Source organism: Bradyrhizobium sp. (assembly GCF_047605465.1).
Lineage (GTDB): Bacteria > Pseudomonadota > Alphaproteobacteria > Rhizobiales > Xanthobacteraceae > Bradyrhizobium.
Map to the genome: position 1 here is coordinate 64,999 of NZ_JASGFS010000001.1, position 22,626 is coordinate 87,624.

At 65.1% G+C, this 22,626-nt stretch carries 21 protein-coding genes; 9 read left to right on the top strand and 12 right to left on the bottom strand.

Translation table 11 applies throughout. The annotated features are described in order from the left end of the window. The first annotated feature begins 18 nt into the window (after nt 1–18). The 3 genes from QM712_RS00335 to QM712_RS00345 are packed head-to-tail and all read left to right on the top strand — an operon-like array spanning nt 19 to nt 4,988. Nucleotides 19–846 (top strand): FAD binding domain-containing protein, encoded by an 828-nt coding sequence (locus QM712_RS00335; protein ID WP_415021023.1) that lies wholly within the window; start codon nt 19–21, stop codon nt 844–846. After that, entirely contained in the window at nt 843–3,566 is a 2,724-nt protein-coding gene (locus QM712_RS00340; protein ID WP_415021024.1) for a molybdopterin-dependent oxidoreductase, read from the top strand. Before QM712_RS00335 ends, QM712_RS00340 begins: the two co-directional genes overlap by 4 nt. 24 nt (nt 3,567–3,590) lie before the next feature. Then, a complete protein-coding gene (locus QM712_RS00345; protein ID WP_415021025.1) occupies nt 3,591–4,988 on the top strand; it encodes a nucleobase:cation symporter-2 family protein in 1,398 nt (465 codons plus the stop codon). Here the strand turns inward: QM712_RS00345 and uraD are convergent. From uraD to QM712_RS00365, 4 genes are all read right to left on the bottom strand, one after another. Then, nucleotides 4,985–5,872, bottom strand: a complete 888-nt coding sequence (gene uraD / locus QM712_RS00350) for a 2-oxo-4-hydroxy-4-carboxy-5-ureidoimidazoline decarboxylase (protein WP_415021026.1) — start codon at nt 5,870–5,872, stop codon at nt 4,985–4,987. The two genes, QM712_RS00345 and uraD, sit on opposite strands and share 4 nt — an antisense overlap. Before the next feature lie 7 nt (nt 5,873–5,879). Next, nucleotides 5,880–6,815 carry an allantoinase PuuE gene (gene puuE, locus QM712_RS00355; protein ID WP_415021027.1) on the bottom strand — a complete coding sequence of 312 codons (936 nt, stop codon included), beginning with the start codon at nt 6,813–6,815 and terminating at the stop codon, nt 5,880–5,882. Continuing rightward, nucleotides 6,816–7,229: a DUF3830 family protein gene (locus tag QM712_RS00360; RefSeq protein ID WP_415021028.1), complete on the bottom strand. Its 414-nt coding sequence runs from the start codon at nt 7,227–7,229 to the stop codon at nt 6,816–6,818. It abuts the gene before it with no gap. Nucleotides 7,230–7,319: 90 nt separating this feature from the next. Then, the gene (locus tag QM712_RS00365) at nt 7,320–7,598 is read right to left on the bottom strand and encodes a hypothetical protein (protein ID WP_415021029.1); all 279 of its coding nucleotides are present in this window, start codon (nt 7,596–7,598) and stop codon (nt 7,320–7,322) included. Nucleotides 7,599–7,830: 232 nt separating this feature from the next. On the opposite strand from QM712_RS00365, the gene QM712_RS00370 reads away from it, so the two are divergent. Continuing rightward, nucleotides 7,831–8,049 (top strand): hypothetical protein, encoded by a 219-nt coding sequence (locus QM712_RS00370; RefSeq protein ID WP_415021030.1) that lies wholly within the window; start codon nt 7,831–7,833, stop codon nt 8,047–8,049. A gap of 101 nt (nt 8,050–8,150) precedes the next feature. Here QM712_RS00370 and QM712_RS00375 read toward each other — a convergent pair whose 3' ends face one another. Continuing rightward, nucleotides 8,151–8,543 (bottom strand): hypothetical protein, encoded by a 393-nt coding sequence (locus QM712_RS00375; RefSeq protein WP_415021031.1) that lies wholly within the window; start codon nt 8,541–8,543, stop codon nt 8,151–8,153. 291 nt (nt 8,544–8,834) lie between these two features. Between QM712_RS00375 and QM712_RS00380 the strand changes: the two genes are divergently transcribed. Together QM712_RS00380 and QM712_RS00385 are read left to right on the top strand one after the other, a co-directional pair. Then, complete coding sequence (locus QM712_RS00380) at nt 8,835–9,092, top strand: DUF2798 domain-containing protein (RefSeq protein ID WP_415021032.1); 258 nt, start codon at nt 8,835–8,837, stop codon at nt 9,090–9,092. A 113-nt stretch (nt 9,093–9,205) separates the two neighbouring features. Then, on the top strand, nt 9,206–10,375 hold the full coding sequence (locus tag QM712_RS00385; protein ID WP_415021033.1) for an MFS transporter: 1,170 nt from the start codon (nt 9,206–9,208) through the stop codon (nt 10,373–10,375). A gap of 97 nt (nt 10,376–10,472) precedes the next feature. On the opposite strand, the gene QM712_RS00390 is transcribed toward QM712_RS00385, so the two are convergent. From QM712_RS00390 to QM712_RS00405, 4 genes are all read right to left on the bottom strand, one after another. Then, nucleotides 10,473–11,795: an alpha/beta hydrolase gene (locus QM712_RS00390; protein ID WP_415021034.1), complete on the bottom strand. Its 1,323-nt coding sequence runs from the start codon at nt 11,793–11,795 to the stop codon at nt 10,473–10,475. A 123-nt stretch (nt 11,796–11,918) separates the two neighbouring features. Beyond that, on the bottom strand, nt 11,919–13,706 hold the full coding sequence (locus QM712_RS00395) for a chloride channel protein (protein ID WP_415021035.1): 1,788 nt from the start codon (nt 13,704–13,706) through the stop codon (nt 11,919–11,921). Nucleotides 13,707–13,722: 16 nt separating this feature from the next. Continuing rightward, entirely contained in the window at nt 13,723–14,376 is a 654-nt protein-coding gene (locus QM712_RS00400; protein ID WP_415021036.1) for a class II aldolase/adducin family protein, read from the bottom strand. Nucleotides 14,377–14,533: 157 nt separating this feature from the next. Continuing rightward, entirely contained in the window at nt 14,534–15,160 is a 627-nt protein-coding gene (locus QM712_RS00405; protein WP_415021037.1) for a MarC family protein, read from the bottom strand. Nucleotides 15,161–15,308: 148 nt separating this feature from the next. Between QM712_RS00405 and QM712_RS00410 the strand changes: the two genes are divergently transcribed. The 3 genes from QM712_RS00410 (at nt 15,309) to lon (ending at nt 18,844) form a co-directional block, all read left to right on the top strand. Next, nucleotides 15,309–15,890, top strand: a complete 582-nt coding sequence (locus tag QM712_RS00410; RefSeq protein ID WP_415021038.1) for a ferritin-like domain-containing protein — start codon at nt 15,309–15,311, stop codon at nt 15,888–15,890. A 180-nt stretch (nt 15,891–16,070) separates the two neighbouring features. Next, on the top strand, nt 16,071–16,454 hold the full coding sequence (locus QM712_RS00415) for an Hsp20/alpha crystallin family protein (protein WP_415021039.1): 384 nt from the start codon (nt 16,071–16,073) through the stop codon (nt 16,452–16,454). A gap of 8 nt (nt 16,455–16,462) precedes the next feature. After that, complete coding sequence (gene lon, locus QM712_RS00420) at nt 16,463–18,844, top strand: endopeptidase La (protein WP_415021040.1); 2,382 nt, start codon at nt 16,463–16,465, stop codon at nt 18,842–18,844. 230 nt (nt 18,845–19,074) lie between these two features. Here lon and QM712_RS00425 read toward each other — a convergent pair whose 3' ends face one another. The 3 genes from QM712_RS00425 to QM712_RS00435 all read right to left on the bottom strand — a co-directional run bounded on the left by QM712_RS00425 (nt 19,075) and on the right by QM712_RS00435 (nt 22,612). Continuing rightward, nucleotides 19,075–19,377, bottom strand: a complete 303-nt coding sequence (locus tag QM712_RS00425) for an HU family DNA-binding protein (protein ID WP_148771079.1) — start codon at nt 19,375–19,377, stop codon at nt 19,075–19,077. A gap of 281 nt (nt 19,378–19,658) precedes the next feature. Beyond that, a complete protein-coding gene (locus tag QM712_RS00430) occupies nt 19,659–20,891 on the bottom strand; it encodes an acetyl-CoA C-acetyltransferase (RefSeq protein ID WP_415021041.1) in 1,233 nt (410 codons plus the stop codon). A gap of 257 nt (nt 20,892–21,148) precedes the next feature. Further along, a complete protein-coding gene (locus QM712_RS00435; RefSeq protein ID WP_415021042.1) occupies nt 21,149–22,612 on the bottom strand; it encodes a GH1 family beta-glucosidase in 1,464 nt (487 codons plus the stop codon). Nucleotides 22,613–22,626: the final 14 nt, after the last annotated feature.

Here is a 22,626-nt window from a genome sequence, read left to right on the forward strand (position 1 = left end):
CGAAGCGTTGGCATCGCCATGGACTTGAATACCATCACGGCAGTGGCCCATCCGCAAACGCGCGCGCAACTGCCCGTTTGGACGCCAGGTGATGCTTGGCTCGCGGGCGGCACTTGGCTGTTCTCCGAGCCGCAGATCCACCTCACGCGCCTGGTCGATCTCACCGACCTGAAATGGCCCGCGCTGACCATCACGGAGAGTCATCTCACCATTGCCGCGACCTGCACCATCGCGCAGCTCGACGCCCTCGCCTGTCCGACCGACTGGCTTGCAGCGCCGCTGATCAACCAGTGCTGCCGCGCCTTCCTCGCCTCCTTCAAGATCTGGAAGACGGCAACCGTCGGCGGCAATCTCTGCATGTCGCTGCCCGCTGGACCGATGATCTCGCTCACCGCTGCGCTCGACGGCGTCTGCACCGTCTGGAAATCCGCAGGCGGCGAGGAGCGCATTTCCGTTGCCGATTTCGTCACCGGCAACCAATGCAACCGCCTCGCGCCGGGTGACCTGCTGCGACAGATCGATATTCCGATGGCCGCGCTGAAGCGACGCTCGGCGTTTCGCCAGATCTCGCTGGCGCCCGTCGGTCGATCGGCGGCGCTTCTGATCGGAAGCCTCGATGCCGATGGCGCGCTGGCGCTGACGATCACCGCATCGACGGTGCGCCCGATGCGGCTGGTGTTCGGAACGCCGCCCGACGCGAGCACGCTTCGCGATACGATCGCGCAGCTGATTACTGATGATCTCTATCACACCGACATCCATGGCAAGCCGTTCTGGCGCAGGCAGATGACGCTGCGGCTCGCCGAGGAGATCCGCGGTGAATTGCTGGACACGGCGCCGCCATGAGCTTCGAAATCAACGGCGCAACCTTTCCGCAACAGCCGCGCGCCGGTCAATGCCTGCGCACGTTCCTGCGCGAGCTCGGTCATTACGGCGTGAAGAAGGGTTGCGATGCCGGCGATTGCGGCGCCTGCACCGTGCTGCTCGACGGCGAGCCCGTGCACAGCTGCCTGATCCCGGCCTTCCGCGCCGACGGACGCGCCGTCACCACGATCGAAGGGCTTGGCGGAGACAGCGGCGCGCACCCGATGCAGCAGGCCTTTCTCGACGCGCAGGGATTCCAATGCGGCTTCTGCACCGCCGGCATGATCCTGACCTGTGCTTCGCTGAACCAGGCGCAACGCACCGACCTTGGCGCGGCACTGAAGGGCAACATCTGCCGTTGCACGGGTTACCGCGCGATCGAGGATGCAATCCTCGGCAAAACCAATGTCGAGGAAAGCGTCGAGGCCGGCGCCGCATTCGGCCGCAGTCTGCCCGCCCCTGCCGGCCCGGACATCGTTCGCGGCAAGGCGCGCTACACTTTCGACACCGCGATGGAGGGCCTGCTCCACGTCAAGCTGCTTCGATCGCCGCATGCCCACGCCAGGATCGCCGCGATCGACAGATCCGCGGCGCTCGGAATTCCCGGTGTGCACGCGGTGCTGACCCATGAGGACGCGCCGCAGGTGCTGTTCTCCACCGCACGACACGAGAAGGACTGGATGGACCCGGAGGATACCCGCATCCTCGACGACGTCGTCCGCTTCGTCGGACAGAGGGTCGCGGCCGTCGTGGCCGAGAGCGAAGCCGCCGCCGAAGAGGCCTGCCGGCAGCTGAAGGTCGACTACGAGACACTGCCGGCACTCATCGATCCGGAACGTGCGATGGCTCCGGGAGCACCGCTGGTTCATCCCGACCGGACCACCGCGAACCGCGTCGCGGATTCGGGGCGGAACCTCGTCGCAGAGACACATGGCGAATTTGGCGACGTCGCAGCCGCGCTCGCGACATCGGCGGTCACCTTCGAGGGCATCTTCCACAGCCATCGGGTGCAGCATGCGGCACTGGAGACCCATGGCGGAATGGCCTGGCTGGATGCCTCCGGCGTCCTCAACGTCCGCTCTTCGACGCAGGTCCCGTTCCTGACCCGGCGTGCGCTGTCCGACATCTTCAATCTTCCCATGGACAAGGTCCGGGTGTTCTGCGAGCGCGTCGGCGGCGGCTTCGGCGGCAAGCAGGAGATGTTCGTCGAGGACATCCTGGCCCTTGCCGCGCTGAAGACCGGGCGGCCGGTCAAGCTCGAACTCACCCGCGAAGAGCAGTTCGTCGCAACCTCGACCCGGCACCCGATGCGCGTACACGTCAAGGCCGGAGCCGATGCGGGCGGCAAGCTGACCGCCCTGCAGCTCGGCGTGCGCTCCAACACAGGCGCCTACGGCAATCACGCCGGTCCCGTGATGTTTCATGCGGTCGCCGAGTGCATCAGCGTTTACAACTGCCCGAACAAGAAGGTCGATGGCGCCGCCGTCTACACCAACACGGTGCCCTCGGGCGCATTCCGCGGCTATGGCCTGCCGCAGACGCTGATTGCGGTGGAAGCCGCAATCGACGAGCTGGCAAGGCAGCTTGGCATCAGTCCCTACGAAATGCGTCGCCGCAACATCGTCAAGCCAGGCGATCCGATGCTGTCGCCGCCGCCGTCCGACTATCACGACGTGCTCTACGGCTCCTACGGTCTCGACCAGTGCCTCGACCTCGTCGAGCGTGCGATGCGGGCGGACGTGCCGCCGCCCGACCTGTCACCGGAGTGGCTGATCGGCGACGGCATTGCGCTGACCATGATCGATACGGTGCCTCCGGCCGGCCATATCGCGGATACGATGATCGCGCTGCGCGACGACGGTGGCTTCGATCTCACCGTCGGCACCGCCGAGTTCGGGAACGGCACCAGCACGGTACATCGGCAGATCGCGGCGACGACGCTCGCGACCACGGTTGAACGCATTCACCTGCGCCAGTCCGACACCGCTCATGGCGGCCACGACACTGGCGCCTATGGCAGTGCCGGCACGTTCGTCGCGGGCAAAGCCACACATGCGGCAGCCATGCGGCTCGCAGACGAACTCAGGGAAGCCGCGGCCGGCGCGTGGCTCTGCGATGCCGCGAGTTGCGTGCTTGAGGGCGATGCAGTCATCAGCGGAGTCCGGCGGATGTCCTTTGCGGACTTGGCGAAGCTCGCCCATGAGCGCGGTCAACTCCTTGCGGCTAGCGGGAATTCCGCCGGCACGCCGCGCTCCGTCGGCTTCAACGTGCAAGGCTTTCGTGTCGCGGTGAACAAGGGCACCGGCGAGATCAAGATCCTCAAGAGCGTACAGGCGGCGGACGCCGGCGTCGTCGCCAACCCCATGCAGTGCCGTGGACAGGTCGAGGGCGGCGTAGCCCAGGCGCTCGGCGCAGCGCTCTACGAGGAGATGGTGATCGACTCGACCGGGCGCGTCACCAACCCGAAGTTCCGTGACTACCATCTGCCCTCCTTTGCCGACGTACCACGCACCGAGGTCTTCTTTGCAAAAACCTCCGATACGATCGGACCGCTCGGCGCCAAGTCGATGAGCGAGAGTCCCTACAATCCGGTCGCCGCCGCGCTCGGCAACGCGATCGCCAATGCCACCGGCATCCGTTTCACTGCGCCGCCCTTCAAGCCGGACAGGTTGTTTCCGGCCCTGCACGACAAGTTTGGTTAGTCAGATGTTTCGGGGGAGCCACTCATGAGCAGCGAAATCCATCCGGTCGACGAGGTCCTGCCGGTACCGCGCCTGCTGGCGCTGGGCCTTCAGCATGTGCTGGTGATGTATGCGGGCGCGGTCGCGGTGCCGCTGATCATCGGCCGCGCGCTCAAGCTGCCGCCGGAGGATGTCGCATACCTCATCAGCGCCGACTTGTTCGCCTGCGGGCTTGCGACGCTGGTGCAGTGCCTCGGCTTCACCGGCGTGGGCATCCGCCTTCCCGTGATGATGGGAGTAACGTTTGCCTCCGTCGGCCCGATGCTGTCCATGGCCGTGGCACCGGATATCGGCCTCCTCGGCATCTACGGCTCGGTGATCGCAGCCGGTCTATTCGGAATCGTCGCCGCGCCGTTCGTCAGCCGGCTGCTGCCGCTGTTTCCGCCCGTCGTCACCGGCAGCATCATCCTGGTCATCGGCATCTCGCTGATGCGGGTCGGGATCAACTGGGCCGGCGGCGGCCTGCCGACACTCACCAAGGTCGTCGACGGGGTTGCCGGCAGCTTTCCCAATCCGGCCTATGGCCAGTTGCAAGGCCTGGGCATCTCGCTGTTCGTTCTGCTATTCATCCTCGGCCTGATCAAATGGGGGACCGGCTTCGTCGCCAACGTGTCGGTCCTGCTCGGCATCATCGCGGGCGCGGTGCTCGCAAGCATCATGGGCGTGATGCATTTCGACAAGGTCGCGGCCGCCTCGTGGGGCGCGATCGTCATCCCGTTCCGCTTCGGCATGCCGCAATTTCACCTGGTGCCGATCGTCACGATGTGCATCGTCATGATCGTGGTGATGATCGAGTCGCTCGGCATGTTCCTCGCGCTCGGCGACATCACCGGCAAGTCAATCGATCGCGACGCCCTCAGCCGCGGCCTGCGCGCCGATGGCGTCGGCACATTGCTCGGCGGCATCTTCAACACCTTCCCTTACACGTCGTTCTCGCAGAATGTCGGCCTCGTCTCGGTGACCGGCATCCGTTCGCGCTGGGTAACGGTGACGGGCGGATGCATCATGCTGGTGCTCGGCCTGCTGCCGAAGCTCGCCGCGCTGGTCGAGGCCGTCCCCTTAGTCGTGCTCGGGGGCGCCGGCCTCGTGATGTTCGGGATGGTCGCGGCCACCGGCGCGCGTATCCTGACCGCGGTCGACTTCCGCAACAATCGCTACAATCTCTTCATCGTCGCGATATCGATCGGATTCGGAATGATTCCGCTCGCCGCGCCCGGCTTCTTCCGGAATTTTCCGCATGACCTGCAGCCCCTGCTGGAATCCGGGATCCTGCTCTGCGCGATTGTCTCGGTCGTCCTCAATGCGTTCTTCAACGGCCTGAGCGGCGGAGCTGCCGCGGAGGCCGATGCCGCGGCGGTTGCTTCATCGGCCCAGCACGTCTAGCTGCCGCGATAGGTCGAATAGCTCCAGGGCGTGACCAGGAGCGGCACGTGATAATGTCCCTCGGGTTCGCTGATCGCAAAACGCAGCGGAATCTCGTCGAGGAAGGGCGGATCGGACATCGACACGTTGCGCTCGGCATAATATTTGCCGACGCTGAATTTGAGCTCATAGCGGCCGATCGGCAGCGGTCGTCCGCCGATCAACGGTTGATCGGTGCGGCCGTCGTCATTGGTGACGGCGCGCGCGATCACCCGGCTCTCGCCGAGGCTTGCGAGCTCGACAAGTTCGACGGCGATACCCGGGGCCGGCTTGCCGGAATGGTTGTCCAGCACGTGGGTCGAGAGCCGGCCATGCACCTTCAGCCTGTCGTCGGCGATGACGAGCTGATCGAGCCGCAGCGCGGAGATGCGTCCGATTTCCTCGATCGCACGCCTGGTCTCGGTCTTGGCGATGTTGCGCAGCCGTGTCTCGAAGTCGCGCAGGATGGAATCCTTGCTGTGACGGCGAACGCAGACGATGTAGGGAATGCCGAACTTATCGCGATAGGCATTGTTGACGCGTTCGAAGGCAGCGTATTCAGCGTCCGACAACCGATCGAGGCCGGCGCTGTTCTGCTCTTCGTTCGATTCCACGGTGAGCCCAGCCGCGCGCTGGGTCTTGTCGGCGAGATCGGGATGCGCCCGGATCAATGCCAGTTGCACGTCCGGCTCCGCGCTCTGGATCGCCGCCTTCAGCGCGGCGTACAAATCGTTGATCCCGGCGAATGGCCGCTGCCCCGCTACCTGCTCGGCAATCCAGGGCGAATATTCGACCACGTTGGCGAGCGCCGCGACGAAGTCCGCCGCGCTTGCGGTGTTGAGATCGGAGAGCGTAATTCGCGACATCAGACCCTCAGCCGATCTCGAATGCATTGGCGGCAAGACCGGCATGCTTGTCGTGCCAGTGCTGGGCGATCTGCAACCGCGTCGGCACCCAGACGCGCTCGTGCCCGGCGATATAGTCGAGGAAGCGGATCAGGCCCGCCGCACGACCCGGGCGCCCCGCGAGACGGCAATGCAGACCGACCGACATCATCTTCGGCGCGGTGGCGCCCTCGGCATAGAGCACGTCGAATGCGTCCTTCAAATAGGTGAAGAATTGCTCGCCTTCGGCAAATCCCTGCGCATTGATGAAGCGCATGTCGTTGGCATCGAGCGTATAGGGAATGATGAGCTGCTTGCCCTTCGCGTCCCTGACCCAATAGGGCAGATCGTCGGCATAGGAGTCGCAGAGGTAGAGGAAGCCGCCCTCCTCCATCAGCAGCCGGTTGGTGTTGAACGAAGAACGCCCCGTGTACCAGCCAAGCGGCCGCTCGCCTGTCGCCTCGGTGTGCACGCGGATCGACTCGGCGATCTCGGCGCGCTCCTGCGCCTCGCTCATATCCTTGTGCTCGATCCATTTCAGGCTGTGGCTCGCGATGTCCCAGCCCGCCTCCTTCATGGCGGCGACGATTTCGGGATTGCGCTTCAGCGCGGTGGCGACCCCGAACACGGTGGTGGGCCATTTGCGCGCCGTGAAGATCCGCCATAGCCGCCAGAAACCCGCGCGCGAGCCGTATTCGAACATCGACTCGATGTTGGCGTGGCGCTGGTCCGGCCACGGCTGCGCGCCGAGCACGTCCGAGAGAAAGGCCTCGGAGGCACGATCGCCGTGCAGGATGTTGTTCTCGCCGCCCTCCTCGAAATTGACGACGAACTGCACCGCCACCCGCGCGTTGCCCGGCCATTCCGGATGCGGCGGAGTACGGCCGTAGCCGCGGAGATCGCGCGGATAGCGGGCGTCCGTCACTCAGACTTCCTCGAAGCGGATCGGCAAGGCGCCCTTCCACAACACGCTCTTGCCGAGGGTCGCGAGATTGTCGAGACCCGACGTCAGCGTGATGAAATGGTTGCCGGCGAGTTGTCCCATCTTGCTCGCGAAATGCACGCCGCCATAGGCGAGTAGGATCTCCGTCTCGCTGATGCCGCCGGGATACAGGATGATCTGGCCCGGCGCGGGATAGCTCGTGTGGTTCTCATAGCCGACGCCGAAATCGAGGTCGCCGAGCGGCATCCATACGCCCTCCCCGCTCCAGCGCACATGGATGATGTGGCTTTCGAACGGCAGCGCCTTGCGGAACGCGGCGACGGTTTTGGGCGCCAGTTGCTCCTCGAAACGAGCCTCGAAGCTGAAATCGCCGGCACGGATAACGAGTTTGCTCATCTCATCTCTCTGAGTCGGAGGCGGAGGCCCCACAGGGAACTTTCAAGCAAAGAGCATTCCAGACCGTCTCGCGCAAGTGCCGGGACCGGTCTACCTGCGGTCGTATGACCAGCCGAAAATGCCGCTTCGCCGGACCTCCGGCTCGGGCTCAGCAGCCGGCCCGGGGGCCTCTTTCAGTTCCGCTTGCGGAGGAGGCGGAGGGGGCGCCGGCAGGTTCTCGCATTTCATCGAGTAGACGAGCTTGCCGTCCGCCGTGCGCCCGATCGGGGCACAGGGATCAGGATGCGCCGCCGTCGCCTTGGGCGCCAGCTTGACTTGCGCGGCCGCCGGCGAGGCGACCAGCAGAAGGAGCAGGAGATATCTCGACATCGTTGTCGCTCGGGACCCCACTTGATCCCATTGAACCGGATTGTTGGGATCAAGTCTATCGGCCCGCGCGGGCGCGATTGCTGAATATTTAGCCGAGACCAAAAAATTTGCTCGCCCCATCGTGATGGCGGCGCACGTGCCGTTCGGCAGACCTGATCGCCATCTCAGCTGGCGAACGCCCGGACAGGACATCCCCTCTCGCACACCGGGCGTCAGACCGGGAGAGACGACGATGCGAACGACCCTGACAATTCTCGGCGCGACGTTGCTGACCGCCGTTACGGTGCAGACTGCAGCCGCGAGCGATCGCGACCATGCCCGCAAGGCTCACCCAGCTCCTGTCACCCAATCGGCGCGCAACGCCAACGCCGCCTTCTGGCCGGCGCAGCCCGCCGAGCCCGACTGGTCGCGCTACGCGAACGGTGCGATGTCGGCGCCGGCCGGCAGGTGATTCTGGAAGCCTCAGAGTTCGACGGCGCAGCAACGCATCAGCCTTGCTGCGCCAAGCTCGAGCCGTCAGAGCGACTTATACCGCGTCCATCGTAGCCACCGTCAGTACGGGCTGTAGTAATAACGCGGTCCGCCATAATAGCCGTAGCCGGGACCATAATACTGGCGCGGGCCACCATAATAATAGTTGTCGTAGTACTCCTGACGCCGGCTCTCGGCGATCGCGCCTCCGATCAAGCCGGCCGCCACGCCCATGAAGGCGAGGCCTGCCGCGTTCGGCCCGCGCCGGTAGTGGTGACGGCGTCGCGCGGCGCTGAAATCGGTAGCGCTGGATGAGCCCTGCCCCGCCACGGCAGCCGATGCCGGCCGCGCCTTGGCCGGCGTCGGGGACGCCGCAGCCGACGGCGACATCGATGCCGCGATCAGGGCGAAACTGGTGAATGCGGCCAGTGTCACGCTACGGGCAGCTCTCGAATTGACGGGCCTGTCACTCATCTCAACATCCTCTGTTCTCGTCCAAAGAAGAGATATGCAAACGACAAACAATGCGCAAACCACTGAAATGGTTTCGTGATCGCGGCAATCTGCCACGCTTTGAACGATTGTAAACGAAGCTTCCAGATCCACCTTGATCGACCAAGCCTGAGCGGCTATTGAACAGCCACGCTGATTTTTTCGGCTGCCGTAAGCGTTCACGTGAACCAACGCATCAACCGACGCCGTCGGGATCGATGCTTTTTCAGGGTTCACCGTGACTGACGCGCTTTTTTCCTTGCGAGACATCAGATGATTGCAGTTCGCAAACTGCCGGTGCGCTATGCGCCGATCGTGATGCCACGTGTGCTGTCCATCGTCATGACAGCCGTGGTGTCGGTCATTTCAACCCTCAGAAGCCTCGGCGCGACGCCGGCATTCCCTGCGACATGGCCGGGCGCCTGGGCGTTGTCATGGCTGATCGCCTTCCCCATCCTGCTCGTCGTGCTGCCGATGGTCCGCCGGATCGTCGCCGGCCTCGTCGCAGCCCCTTCCCAACCAGGCCAATAGCCGGCGCGGACGGCGGCCATCGTGCCGGCCGTCCCGCTTCCAGATTGCTCACTACTTTGGATCGAGTTTCCACACATCCATCTTCGCCCGTCGCGCTGTCGCGACATCGTCCCTTGCTGCTCTACATCACCTCGCGAACCCTGTCGGAATTCTCCTATCAGGTCGCGACCGTGGCGGTGGGCTGGCAGATCTATGCGCTCACCGGCAGCGCCTTCTACCTTGGTCTGGCCGGTCTCGTGCAATTCATTCCGAGCGCATTGCTGGTCTTTGTCGCCGGCCATGTGGCCGACCGCCACGACCGCCGTCGCATCGTCCAGCTCTGCGAGCTCGTGCAGGGCCTTGCTGCGGCCTGGCTCGGCACGCGGCTGCTGACCGGGACGCTGAGTGCGCCGGAGATCTTCGTCGTGCTCGCGATCTTCGGACTGGCCGGCGCCTTCGAAAGCCCGGCCTCGTCCGCGCTGCTGCCGGCCGTCGCTCCGGAAGGCATGCTGCAGCGGGCGACCGCGCTCTCGACCGGCGCCTGGCAGGTCGCAACCATCGGCGGCCCGGCCGTTGGCGGTTTCGCCTATGCGCTCTCACCAAGCGCGCCGTTCATCCTGATGGCAATATTGTCGCTGATCGCGAGCGGCCTCAGCGGCCTGATCCGGGTCGAGCGAACAGCTCCCTCCGAGCACGAAGGTGTCGACGGTCTCTTCGCTGGACTGCACTTCGTGCGCAGCAACCCCGCGATCCTCGGCACGATCTCGCTCGACCTGTTCGCGGTCCTGCTCGGCGGCGCCACCGCGCTGCTGCCGATATACGCCAAGGACATCCTGCAGGCGGGCCCCTGGGCGCTCGGCGTGATGCGCGCGGCACCCGCGGTCGGCGCGCTCTGCATGACGGCCATCATCGCACGCCACCCGATCGCGCGGCGCGCGGGCCTGCGGATGTTCCAGGCGGTCATCGCCTTCGGGATCGCAACCATCGTGTTCGCCTTGTCCAAAACCATCTGGCTCTCGATCATCGCGCTGGCCGCGATGGGCGCGGCCGACACCATCAGCGTCGTCGTCCGCGTTGCGCTGGTGCAGCTGGCGACGCCGGATGCGATGCGCGGCCGCGTCGGCGCCGTCAACTTCCTCTTCATCAACGCCTCCAACCAGCTCGGTGAGTTCGAGAGTGGCATGGCGGCGGCACTGCTCGGTGCGATGCCGGCAGCCGCGCTCGGCGGCCTCGGCACGATCGCCATTGCGCTGCTGTGGATGAAGTTGTTTCCGGCGCTGCGTGAGGTCGATCAGCTCGAATGAACGGCGTTCAACCTCTCGAGCACGACGAGACCCCCAGGTATTGGTGTTCGAGGATAAACCCTGCGGAAAAGCGCCCTCGCTTTTTGCGGATTCCACTTCAGGTTCGATAGCTCCAGTACCGTCTGGGCGCATCGCCTGTGGCCTGCAGGTCGAAGCGCTGGTCGGGCGCGAGCTGCCGCACGATCAGACTGAACATGTCGTTCAGGATCGACCGCTTCTCGCCGAAATAGGAATGGCGCAGCCCGACCAGGCTGGTGTCGACCAGCGACGCGTCGATCGTGTCGACGCCGTCGACGACGAGCAGCGCATCGCCGGCTTCACCCGCCCGGGGATAGCCGTGCACGAATTTCGAGGCCAGCAGCGCGACGTCACGTGACGAAGCATAGAGCGTAACGCGCGCAGCACAGCCCTTGAACTTCGCGGCGAGCTGGACGAAGCGATCGCGGTCGATGTCCGGCGCGGCGAAGATGACCTGACCAAGCGTCGCACTACCGGCCGGCAGCTGCCAGGACGCGACGCGTTCGAGCGTGTTGATCACTGCACGGTTGCCCATGCTGTGGGCGATGATGTGCACCTTGCCGGCACCGATCTCGCCGAGCGCAAGCTGGAGAAACACCTCGAAATGATCGCGCGACCAGTCGATCGTGCTTTCGTCCACGGTGTACTTCTTGGTGTCCGCCGCCGAGGCCCAGCTGTACAGCAGCGTCCTTCCGGCGAATTTCAGGTCCACCGCCAGCTGCGCCGCTCGCCGCGCCGCATCCTCGAAGGTTACGTTGTAGCCATGCACGAAGATCAGGACATCGCGCTGATCTGCAGCTGCAAGCGAGCCCTTCAGATTGGCGACGAACGCATCCCGATCCAGCGTTCCGACCGCCTTGAGGATGACATGCTTTTCCGGATCCGCAGAGAATTCGAGACGCCACCAGCTTGGGCTCGTCAGTTCCCCAAGTTCGCGGCCACGCGTAGGCACGCTGACCTCGGCGATCCCGAATGCGGGTGCCCCACGCTCGCCGCGAAAGTAGCTCGCCGGTTTGTCGTCGCCCCTGGCGCGATCGGTGCCGTAGAAGACCGGAATCGTGACGACGCCGGTTGCCTCATCCGTCTTCGGCTGGGCAATGTCCGGAACAATAAGCGGCGAAACCCGGCCGCGCCGCGTCACAGTCTCCGGCGCGGGGACCGGGACAGGCGCAGTCTCCACCAAGACCTGTTCGATGAGTTCCATGGCTGACGGCTCCGTCAGCAGCCGCGCGACCAGCACGTCGAGCGCGGGGCGAAGCGTCTCCGGATCTTCGCCATGGTCTGCGCGTCCCGCGAGCACCAGCAATTCATCGCCGTAAGGCGGCCACCGATCACCCAGCAGATCCTTCAACCGCGGCCCGAGTTCGAGCAAGGCAAGCAACAGGCGAAGCGTGTCTGACATTGCGCGGACCTCGTCGCTGAGCACGGTCTCGGCGATGACCAGACCGTCGCCTAGCCTAGAGGTTGTGAACGATCTTGCAAGTCCGCTGCGCGTGTCAGCGTCAACTTGCCCGTGTGGCCCGTTCTAGGACAATGCCCCGAGCACACCACGCGTGGCCTTGTCGATCTCCTCGACGTAGCGGCGGCGGGCGAAGGTCTCGGTGAGGAACCCGACCACCTTGCGGCTGTCGGTGGAATCGACCACCGCGAGCATTTCGGCTTCCGCTTCGTCGAACACCGCCATGGCCGACTTCACGTTCATTTCCGGGATCAGCACGATATCGGTCAAGCGCGCCAGTTCGATCACCTGGATGTCGTCGGCGATGGCGTCCAGATCGCTGGAAAACAGATCGGGCAGCATGACGAGGCCGACATATTCGTCCGCGTTGTTGACAATGACGACACCGGGCCGCGACCCCAGCGCGAATTCGCGGCGGGCGGCCGCGATCGTCGTGGTCGACGGCACCTTGCCGACGTCGGAGCGCATCAGGCGTTCGACCGTGAGATTGCGCAGCCAGCCGACGTCGTTGGCGCTGCGGATTGTTTCGCCGCGCAGATGCAGGCGCCAGGTCGAGAAGGAATGCCCGAACATGAAGCGGACGCAGATCGAGGTGACGATGCAGCCGGCCAGCACAACGGCGGTGACGTCGACATTGCGGGTCATCTCGAGCACGAGGAAGGACATCGTCAGCGGACCGCCGACGATCGCGACGCCGAGCGTGGCCATGCCGGTCAGCATGGCGACCAGCGGGTCGATCGCGAAGTTCGGGCTGACCAGCAGCAGCACCGCGGCGAAGAACTTTCCGATCAGACTGCCGACGAACAACGATGCGAAGAACAGGCCGCCGCGGAAGCCGGAAGACAGCGAGACCAGGCACGCCGTGAGCTTCAGCGCAATGATCACCGCGATCAGGCCGATCGTCATGTCGTGGAAGAGGTCGAGCACCATCGCGCCGTGGCCGGCCGCCAGCACCTGCGGCGTGACGATGGCAAAGCTGCCGACGATGAGGCCACCGATCACCGGGCGCAGCCAGACCGGCAGCCAGGCGAACAGGCGCTCGAACGTCGACGACGAGCGCATCACGGCGATACCGACGCCGCTGGTCACGAGCGCAAGCCCGATCAACGCCAGATATTGCTCGACGCCGACGGCGCTGACCTTCGGTATTTCGATCGAGTACGGCGCGCCACCGAGCCATTGCGCGGTCAAGGCACCCGCGAGCGAGGCAGCGAGGATCGGCGCCGCGCTGCCGACCGAATAGACGCCGACGATGAGCTCGCAGGCGTAGAAGGCGCCCGTGATCGGCGCGCCGAACGCCGCCGCGATCGCGGCGGCCGCCCCGCAGCCGACGATCAGGCGCAAATCGTTGCGGCGAAGATTGAAGAACTTGCCGAGCAGCGAAGCGATGCCGGAGCCGATCTGGGTGTAGCCGGCCTCGAGGCCGACGGAAGCGCCGCAACCGTTGGAGATCAGTGTCTGGCTCGATACCACCACGCTGTCGCGCATCGACAGATTGCCGCCGCGCAGCGCGTTCGCCTCGATCGGGTCGACCGCGTTCGATATCTTCATCCGCCGCCGCGACCATTCCATGATGCCGAGCGACAGTCCGCCGAGCGCAGGCGCGAGCAGCGCCGCCCAGGGGCTGACGCTCGCATGGGCGGAAAGGCGGACGTCGACCGGAATGCCGTAGATCACCACATGGGCGATCTGCGCGATCTCGGCCATCAGCGTCACCACAGAGCCGGCAAGCGTGCCGATCACGAGCGCCAGCGGGATCAGGTAGAACTCGTTGCTGCGCAGGAGCGCGCGCAGGCGAACCATGACGCGGCTCGAGCCCTTGCGATCGACGATGTGCCTGATCCGCGCGAACACTGCCCGATCCCCGCCCCTAGCCGTCCGACAGGCCGTAACCGGCCATGCGCTGGCGCACGCGTTCGATCTCGGCACTCGAGAGCAGCGGCGGTTTCCCGATCTGGAGGCAGCCATGATATTGCCGTGCCAGCGCCTCGACTTCGACGGCCAGCCACATCGCCTTGTCCAGCGTCTTGCCGGCCGCGATCATCCCGTGATGGTCGAGCAGGCAGGCAAGCCGCCCCTCCAGCGCCCGCGCGGCGTGTTCGGACAGTTCCGCTGTGCCGAACGTCGCATAGGGCGCGCAGCGGATGCTGTCGCCTCCGGCCGCCGCGATCATGTAGTGCACCGGCGGGATCTCCATGCCCATGATCGCCAGGATCGTCGAATAGGGCGGATGCGCATGGACGACGGCGTTGACGTCCTGCCGGGACTTCAGGATGTCCAGATGGAAGCGCCATTCGCTCGATGGCTTCTGATCGGGGGCATGCGAGCCGTCCATCGCCATGAACACGATCCCGTCGGGCGTCATGACGTCATATGGAACGCTGGTCGGCGTGATCAGCAACCCGTCCCGGTGCCGCACGCTGATATTGCCCGAAGTACCCTGATTGATGCCGAGCGCATTCATGCGGCGGCAGGCGTCGATGATGGCCTTCCTCTTGTCGAGTTCGTCCGCTGTCATCGACATCCCGATTTCCTGGCGATGGGAGCTTGTGGGAGGGGAAGTACGTCAAAGCAATATGGCAGTGCAAGAAAAAGCGACCGGTTTGCCTGCCGTCGCGCCGGCGCCCCAAAGTCTCGCGAAATAGATCGTAAAATCAACAAATTAACAGATTGTCGCAAACCTATGGCAGGCCGGCCCGGACCGCTGCGACACCGTTGATCACGAATTGCACGGAATAGGCCGCGAGCAGCATTCCGAGCACGCGGGAGAGCACCGCATTGCCGGTACGTCCGAGCGTCCGGGCAATCAGCGCGGCGGAGGCGAAACAGAGCATGCAGAGAAGGCAGACCGAAACGACGACAGCGATGATGATCGCGAGTCGGGCCCCGTAGCCGGCATCGCCAGCCAGGAGCAGCGTGGTCGCGATCGCCCCCGGACCGGCCATCATCGGGATCGCCAGCGGAAACACCGCGACATCGGAAGCGTGCTCCGACGTCGCCTTGTCGGCCTCGCGCGCCTCGCGGTGCGGACGGTCTCCGAAGATCATCTGGTAGGAGACGCCGAAGAGGAGCAGCCCGCCGGCGATCTGAAACGCGGGGATGCCGATCCCGAGTTGCCGCAGCAGCCAGTTTCCGACCATCGCGATCGTCACCAGGATCGATGCCGCGATCAGCGGCGCACGTAGCGCAACCGTACGCTTGACCTTGTCGGGCATCCCTCCGGTAGCAGCGAGGAACGCCGGCGCAAGGCCGACGGGATCGATCACCAGCAGCAGCGTCACGAAGGCGGACAGGGCGAAGTCGAGCATGGGTCAGGCGTCTCGGCGGGCATGATGAGACCGCAAGCCATAACGGCTCGTGGCGGCCTTCGCGAGGAACATTTGCATTCGGAGACGCTTGATCGCCGGAGGATTGAGGAAGGGCGAGCCTTCCCGTGTCGCCTCATGAGGAGGAGTTATGGCTAGACGAACGACAAAACGCACCACCAAGAAACGCGCGGCCGGGAAGACCGCGGCGCGCCGCCCCCGCGAGGCACCGAAGATGCTGAGCGATCTGTTCCTGGAGACACTGAAGGACATCTATTTCGCCGAGAACAAGCTCATCAAGACGCTGCCGAAGATGGCCAAGGCCGCCCACTCGAAGGATCTAGCGGCTGCCTTCAACAAGCATCTGCGCGAGACCCAGGGCCAGGTCAAACGTCTGGACCAGATCTTCAAGATGCTGGGCAAGCCCGCGCGCGGCAAGCCCTGCGAGGCGATCAACGGCATCACCGAGGAAGGCGCGGAGATCATGAAGGACTTCAAGAACGCCCCTGCGCTGGACGCCGGCTTGCTCGCCGCGGCCCAGGCCGTCGAGCATTACGAGATCTCCCGCTACGGCACGTTGCGCACCTGGGCCGAGGAACTCGGCATGCCGGACGCGGCAAGACTGCTGCAGGAAACGCTGGATGAGGAAGAGGCGACGGATCATACGCTGAGCGAACTCGCCACTTCCGTCATCAACCTCGAAGCCGAAGAGGATTACCGCGCCGCCGCGTGATCGGCGCGCCCAACTATTGCCTTCGGCGCCGCGGAATGTCCGCGCGGCGTCGAGGGCGTACGACTGCGTGGGCCTCCGGTTCGGGGGCCAGGCATGCTCGGGAGCGCGATGCTGGATTTTCGGGGAACCATCCCCATATGCTGATCTTCCAATCGCAGCGTCTCCCCCAGAGTCTTGCCCATGCAACCGAAAAATCCCCTCGACTGGATGCTGTCCGAAGCCCTGGACTCGCTGACCCGCGCCGAGCGTCTGCGTCAGCAGTTCGGCCGCCAGGAAGCCTATTGGGAACCGCCCATCGACGTGCTCGAAACCGAGCGCGAACTCTTGATCCTGGTCGCGCTTCCGGGCGTCAATCCCGACAATGTGGAGACGGTGATCCACGACGGCGTGCTCGTCATTTCGGGCCAGCGGACGCTGCCGCCCGAGCTCCGCAACGCCCGCATCCACAGGCTCGAGCTGCCGCAGGGGCGCTTCGAGCGCCGCATCGCCCTTCCCGTCGGCCGCTACGCCATCAGCCGCTTCGTGATGGACGGCTGCGTCGCTCTGCGCCTCGCCAAATCCTGAGGTCGATCATGGCCACCGAACAGATGAATACCGCACAGACCGGTCCCGACACTAAGATCCCCGAGGACGCGCTGATCATCATCCCCGTGCGCGAGATGGTGTTGTTTCCCGGCGCCATCGCGCCGATCGCGATCGCGCGGCCGAAGTCGGTCGCCGCCGCACAGCAGGCGCTGCGCGAGCAGCGGCCGATCGGCATCCTCCTGCAGCGCAACCCCGAGACCGACGAGCCGGGTCCTGACGATCTCTACCGGATCGCGACGGTCGCCAACATCGTGCGCTACATCACCGCGCCCGATGGCACCCATCACATCGTCTGCCAGGGCGTCCAGCGCGCCCGCGTTCTCGACTTCCTGCCGGGCACGCCGTTCCCGGCCGCGCGGGTGCAGCAGATTCCGGAGCCCACCACCTCCTCGCCGGAGATCGAGGCACGTGCCTTGAATCTGCAGCGCCAGGCGATCGAGGCGATCGAGCTGTTGCCGCAGGCGCCGCCGGAACTGGTCACGATGTTCCAGAACACCACCGCGCCCGGCGCGCTGGCGGATCTGGCGACGTCGTTCATGGACATCAAGCCGCAGGACAAGCAGGAGGTGCTGGAGACCGTCGACCTCGCCTTGCGCGTCGAGAAGGTGTCGAAGCACCTGGCTGAGCGGCTGGAGGTGCTGCGCATCTCCAACGAAATCGGCCAGAAGACCCGCGCCGCTTTCGACGAGCGACAGCGCGAGGCGATCCTGCGCGAGCAGATGGCGACGATCCAGCGCCAGCTCGGCGAAGGCGACGGCAAGGCGGCCGAAGTCGCCGAGCTGACGGCTGCGATCGCGGCTGCCAAGATGCCGCCGGAGGCCGACGCACACGCCAAGAAGGAGCTGCGCCGCTACGAGCGGATGCCGGAGGCCGCCGGCGAAGCCGGCATGGTCCGCACCTATCTGGACTGGCTGATCGAGCTGCCCTGGGCGCTCCCCGAGGAGAAGCCGATCGACATCAAGGAGGCGCGACGCATCCTTGATGCGGATCACTTCGGGCTGGAGAAGATCAAGAGCCGGATCATCGAATATCTGGCGGTGCGCAAGCTTGCGCCGCAGGGCAAGGCCCCGATCCTCTGCTTCGTCGGCCCTCCCGGCGTCGGCAAGACCTCGCTCGGCCAGTCCATCGCACGCGCGATGGATCGCCCCTTCGTGCGCGTCAGCCTCGGCGGCGTACATGACGAGGCCGAGATCCGCGGCCACCGTCGCACCTATATCGGCGCGCTGCCCGGCAACATCATCCAGGGCATCCGCAAGGCGGGTGCGCGGAACTGCGTCATGATGCTGGACGAGATCGACAAGATGGGCCGGGGCGTTCAGGGCGACCCGTCGGCCGCGATGCTGGAGGTGCTCGACCCCGAGCAGAATGGAACGTTCCGGGACAACTATCTCGGCGTGCCCTTCGACCTCTCGCGCGTGGTGTTCATCGCGACCGCCAACATGCTGGACCAGATTCCGGGTCCGCTGCTGGACCGCATGGAGCTGATCAGCCTCGCCGGCTACACCGAGGACGAGAAGCTCGAGATCGCGCGGCGCTATCTGGTGCGGCGGCAGCTCGAAGCCAACGGACTGACGACCGACCAGGCCGAGATCGAGCCTGACGCGTTGAAGCTGATCGTCAAGGGCTACACCCGCGAAGCCGGCGTCCGCAACCTGGAGCGCGAGATCGGGAAGGTGTTCCGCCACGCTGCCGTGCAGGTCGCCGAGGGCACCGCCTCGAAGGTCGTGGTGAGTCCGAAGGACGTCTCCGCGGTGCTGGGACAGCCGCGCTTCGAAGGCGAGATCGCGCAGCGCACGAGCATTCCGGGCGTGGCCACCGGCCTTGCCTGGACGCCGGTCGGCGGCGACATCCTGTTCATCGAGGCCTCGCGCGTGCCCGGCCGCGGCGGCATGATCCTGACCGGCCAGCTCGGCGAGGTCATGCGCGAGAGCGTGCAGGCGGCACTGACACTGGTGAAGAGCAGGGCCTCGCAGCTCGGCATCGATCCGTCGCTGTTCGAGAAGAGCGACATCCACGTTCACGTCCCTGCGGGCGCAACCCCGAAGGACGGACCGAGCGCGGGCGTTGCGATGTTCACGGCGCTGACGTCGCTGCTGACCAATCGCACGGTGCGCAGCGACACCGCGATGACCGGCGAGATCTCGCTGCGTGGCCTGGTGCTGCCGGTCGGCGGCATCAAGGAGAAGGTGGTGGCTGCGGCCGCTGCCGGATTGAAGCGGGTGATGCTGCCGGCGCGCAACAAGCGGGACTACGACGACATCCCGCAGAGCGCGCGGGACAACCTCGAATTCATCTGGCTCGAACGTGTCGACGAAGCCATCGCGGCGGCGCTCGAGCCGGCCGAGGCCAAGGTCGAGGCGGCGGAGTAAGGCGATGGGCGGATTGCTGGAAGGAGTGAGGAAGTCGCGGAGAGCACGGCGCCTGCGCCAGTTGCTCGGCCGTGCGATCGACCGGGTGCGCGATGCGCTTGCGGTACCGGAGCCACGGCTTCAGCCGGTTCCGGTCCGGGTGAAGCGCCGCAGGAGATGATCCCCTCAGTCTCAGCCCCCGCAGTGCCCCAAGACAAAAGGCCCCCTCCTTCGAGGGGGCCTTTGCGTTATCAGGCCACGGCGTCCTTGGCAGCCTTGACCGGGCGGGCGCGGACGATCTTCCGGGCCGGCTTGGCCTTGAACATCATCTCTTCACCCGTGAACGGGTTGGTGCCCTTGCGCGCCTTGGTCGCGGGCTTCTTGATGACCACGAACTTGGCGAAGCCCGGCACCAGGAACAGGCCGTTCTTCTTCAGCTCCTTGTGGCCGACATCGGTCAGCGTCTCCATGACGCTCTTGACGTCGCGCTTGGAAAGCTCGGTGGCGGTCGCAATCTTTTCGATCAACTGCGATTTGGAAAGTTGGGTTGGCATCGTGTCTCCTCTGATTCGTTGCCGCTTGCATATTAGACCAACCGTTGAAGGCCTATAGCCTTCTGCACAGTTTTGTCGCGAATTTACGGGCTTTTTTGGCCCCCTGTGGCAAAAAACCCTGCTTTTTAGCTATTTCCAGAGCGGAAGGAGCTTCGAGCAGCGGTTTTTGGCTTGTTTCAAAGGCCCGCACGCCGCCTTGCTAAAGCTGATTCGATGCTTTCGACAAGCGACGACCGGCCTCTTTGCCGGAGGCCGGTCGCGATTCATGCTGGAAAACAAGGCTAGACGCGTTCGATGATGATGGCCGGCGCCATGCCGCCGGCGGCGCACATGGTCACCAGACCGCGCCTGAGATCACGCCTTTCGAGTTCGTCGAGCACGGTGCCGATCAGGATCGAGCCGGTCGCGCCGATGGGATGGCCGAGCGCGATCGAGCCGCCGTTGACGTTGACCTTGGCCCGGTCGAGCCTGAGATCGCGGATGTATTTTTCCGCGACCACCGCGAAGGCCTCGTTGATCTCGAACAGGTCGATGTCGTCGATGGTCAGCCCGGCCTTCGCCAGCACCTTGCGGGTGGCCGGCACCGGCGCGTTCAGCATCAGCGTCGGCGAGTCCCCCATATTGGCCATCGCCACCACGCGGGCGCGCGGCTTGAGGCCATGCGCCTTGGCATAAGCGGGCGAGGCGAGAAGGATCGCGGCGGCGCCATCGACGACACCGGAGGAATTGCCGGCGTGATGCATGAAGTCGATCTCGAGGTCGGGATATTTCTGCAGGATGAGACCGCGATAGGTCGTCCCCTTGTCGTCGAGCGCGTAGTCGGCGATCGCCGGGAACGCCGGCTTCAGCGCCGCAAGGCCCTCCATCGTGGTCTGCGGGCGCGGATATTCCTCGTGATCGAGCGCGAGAGTGCCGTCCTCGCGATGAACGGGCACTAGGCTCTTCTTGAAGTGGCCGTTCGCCATCGCATGGGCCGCACGCTTCTGGCTTTCCAGGCCCAGCGCATCGACATCCCCGCGCGAAATGCCTTCCAAGGTCGCGATCGCGTCGGCGCAGACGCCCTGATGCGACTGCGGATGACGCGCGCGCAGGCGCAGATTGCCGCTGTCCATCATCATCGGGCCGCCGCCGCGGCGTCCCTCCATCGACATCATCTCGCAGCCGCCGGCGATGACGAGATCCTCCGCGCCCGACATGACCGAGGCGGCCGCCATGTTGACGCTGGTGATGCCGGAGCCGCAGAAGCGGTCGAGCGTCACGGCGCTCGCGCGCACGTCGTAGCCGGCATCGAGTGCCGACATCCGCCCGAGATCGCCGCCCTGGGTCGCGACCTGCGCGCTGCAACCCCAGACGATGTCGTCGACATCGGCGGTGTCGATACCAGTGCGATCGGCGAGCGCGCGCAGCACGGTCGCTCCCAATTGCTGCGGATGAATTCCGGACAGCGCTCCCTTGCCGGCCTTGCCGACGCCCCGCGGCGTCCTGCAGGCATCGATGATCAGCGCGTCAGCCATTGGCGTTATCCTCTTCTTATGGAGTTGAAGGCGTTTTGAATCAGCGCAGGAGCGGAGTCAATGCGCGGCGCGCAGCCCCCTCCCCGCAAAAACTGAAAAACAACCCCATGCACAGTAGAAATCCAGGCATGCCGCATCTTTCGGTGCCGATTGACACGTCGGGCAAAACAGGCGCAACAAGGTATCATCGCGCCGCACGCTGGATTTTCCGCTGCACGTAAAATCGCGGTGGGAACGACCCGCTTACGCCTGTCGCGCTATGCCCCCGCCGCGTTCCTCGCGATCACGTTGCGGTAGAAGCTCGCGCTCAGTTTCGGCGTGCGGACCTGGGTGTCGAAATTGACGTGATAGAGCCCGAAGCGCTCGTTGAGCCCGTAGACCCATTCGAAATTATCCATCAGACTCCACAGGAAGTAGCCGCGCACCGGCACCCCCTCGGCGGTCGCGCGCTGGAGCTGCGCGAGGTAGTTGCGCAGATACATGATGCGGTCGGTGTCGTAGATCTTGCCGTCGGGCGTGACCTGGTCATCGCCGGACGCGCCGTTCTCGCTGATGTAGATCGCGTCCGTCTTCCAGATCCGCGATGCGAGCTTCGGCACCCAGTAGATCGTCTCCGGCCCGACGCGCAGCCAGTCCGAGTTCATGTGCGGGAAGGATTTCGGGATCGACAGCGGCGCGAAGCCGGCGCCTTGATCCGACGCGACGATGTAGTGCTGCGGCGCGTAGATGTTGAGGCCGAGGAAATCCACCGGCGATGAAATGATCTTGAGCTCGGCATCGGTGTATTTCGGCGCATCGCGACCTGCGAACGTCAGGAAGGCGTCGGTGTAGCGGCCCTCCATGATGACGTTGAGATAGCCGGCGTTCATCTCCCGCAGCGCGATTTCGGCGGCGCGGACATGCTCGGGCGCGTCGATCGCGGGAACGCAGGCGTCGATGTTCTCGGCCGGCCCGACTCGCGTGCCGCGCCGGCCGTGAGCCCGCACCGCCTGCACCGCGATGCCATGCGCGAGCGCGCTGTGGTGCCTGATCTGGTTGACTTCGGCCTGCGGCAGCGTGAGGCCCGGCGCGTCGATGCCGATGCCGTAACCGAAATAGACGAAGCGGCCGCTCTCGTTCAGCGTGAAGACGTTCTTGACGCGGTCGGTCAGCTTCGCGGCGACATAGGCCGCGTAGTCGCCAAAGATCTTGCAGGTCTCGGTCGAACGCCAGCCGCCGAAGCGGTCCTGGAGCGATTGGGGCAGATCCCAATGATAGAGGGTCAGCCACGGCTCGATGCCGTTCCTGAGTAACTCGTCGATCAGGCAATCGTAGAAATCGAGCCCTTTCGGATTGGGCTTGCCATCACCGTCCGGAAACACGCGGGGCCACGCGATCGAGAAGCGATAGGCCTTGCAGCCCAGTTCCCTGATGAGAGCGATATCGTCCTTGTACCGATGATAGTGCTCGTTGGCGCGGTCGCCGTTGGTGCCGTCCTCGATCTTGCCGGGGATGCGGGTGAAGGTATCCCATATCGAGGCCCCTCGCCCGTCCTCGCTGACCGCGCCCTCGACCTGATAGGACGACGTCGCCGTGCCCCAGACGAAGCCGGGCGGAAAACCACCCGCGCCCCGCGGCGCGCGCACCGACCGGGCGGCGTGGACCTCCAGGGGGCTTGCAATCCCCGCAGCGGACAATCCCGCGAGCTTCGCAAACCGGCGACGCGAGACCTTCTCCGACATTGATGCTTCTCCGC